This window comes from Microcoleus sp. S13_C5, assembly GCF_036700845.1.
Taxonomy (GTDB): domain Bacteria; phylum Cyanobacteriota; class Cyanobacteriia; order Cyanobacteriales; family Microcoleaceae; genus Microcoleus.
This window is the reverse complement of the sequence record NZ_JAUBPR010000287.1, coordinates 1-1,444: the sequence shown is the minus strand read 5'-3', so window position 1 is coordinate 1,444 and position 1,444 is coordinate 1. Positions and strand designations below refer to the sequence as shown.

1 pseudogene is annotated in these 1,444 nt (G+C 57.0%); it reads right to left on the bottom strand.

What is annotated here, in order from left to right:
* Positions 1-1,444: pseudogene (locus tag QUA04_RS29640) on the bottom strand (Ig-like domain-containing protein); the annotation flags it as partial.

The window sequence follows — 1,444 nt, the reverse complement described above, 5'->3', positions numbered from 1 at the left end:
TGTACTTTGACATCAAAGGTAGAAGTGCCGTTAGCATCGGTGGCGGGAGTGTAGGTGAGGTTGCCGTTTGCGTCTATGGCTGGCGATGTGGCAAATAACGCAGAGTTGCTGATGTTACTAACAGTGTAAGTGGCGGTTTGGGTGGATTCGTTGGTGGCACCGGCGTTGAATGTTGCCCAATTTGTGACGGTTTGTGCTCCTGCGTCTTCGTTGACTGTGGTTGGGTTGGTGGCGGTGAAACTGGGAATGTCGTTAACAGAATTAACGGTGATACTGAAGGTTTGGGTGGCGGAAGTATCGACACCGCCGTTAGCAGTACCACCACTATCTTGTACTTTGACATCAAAGGTAGAAGTGCCGTTAGCATCGGTGGCGGGAGTGTAGGTGAGGTTGCCGTTTGCGTCTATGGCTGGCGATGTGGCAAATAACGCAGAGTTGCTGATGTTACTAACAGTGTAAGTGGCGGTTTGGGTGGATTCGTTGGTGGCACCGGCGTTGAATGTTGCCCAATTTGCTACTGTTTGTGCTCCTGCGTCTTCGTTGACGGAGGTGGGGTTGGTGGCGGTGAAGCTGGGAATGTCGTTGACGGCGGTAACGGTGATGTCTGCGGTGTCGGTGGCGGTGCTGAAAGCTGTGATACCGCCGTTGTTGCTAGTGTTAGCGATGCCGCCATTTGTGCCAGAGGTGGTATCCCAGGCGCGGAAGGTGATGCCGTTGGTGACGGTGCCGTTATAGTTGGCGGTTGGTTGGAAGTAGATGCGGGTATTGGCGTTGGCTGCTAGTAAGCGAGCGTTGGTATTGGAGACTGTGCCCAAAGCTGTCCAAGTAGTACCGCCATCGATGGTGTAGAACCAACTGCCATTAGTGGTGTCGGCAGCGGTGATGGCTACGCCGGCGACTACGCCAGTGTCGGGGTCGGTGATGTTGTTTTGCCCTGTACCGATGGCTGCAATGGAGGAAATGAGTGTGCCGACTGCGCCAGTGGGTGCAACTGCATCTTCTAGGATGGCACTGAGGGTGACGACGGTATCGGCAAGGACAGGGGCGGTGTTGCCAGTGATAGTGCCGTAAACGTCGTTATTGTCTTGGCTATTGCCGACACCACCGCTGGGGGTGTTAGCAGTGGGAGTGCTTACTTGGTTGGCGGCGGTGTTGCCGGTGAAGGTGGCTCCAAATGTGGTGACGGTAGGGAGTGCGGTTGGCATTCCCTGGTTGTTGCTGTTGGTGTTGGTGAGAGACTGCATGGCGAAAATTGCCCCGCCTTTGCCTTGGCCGTTGTTCGCCCCCGTACCACCAGTGGCTGTGTTGTTGCTGAAGGTGGCGTTGTTGAGGGTTAAAGAACCTGTGCGGATGAAGATAGCGCCGCCCAAGCCGCCGCCGCCGCCGCTGCCCACGCCGCCGCCGCCGCCGCCGCCCAAGCCGCCCAAGCCGCCGCCGCCGCCGC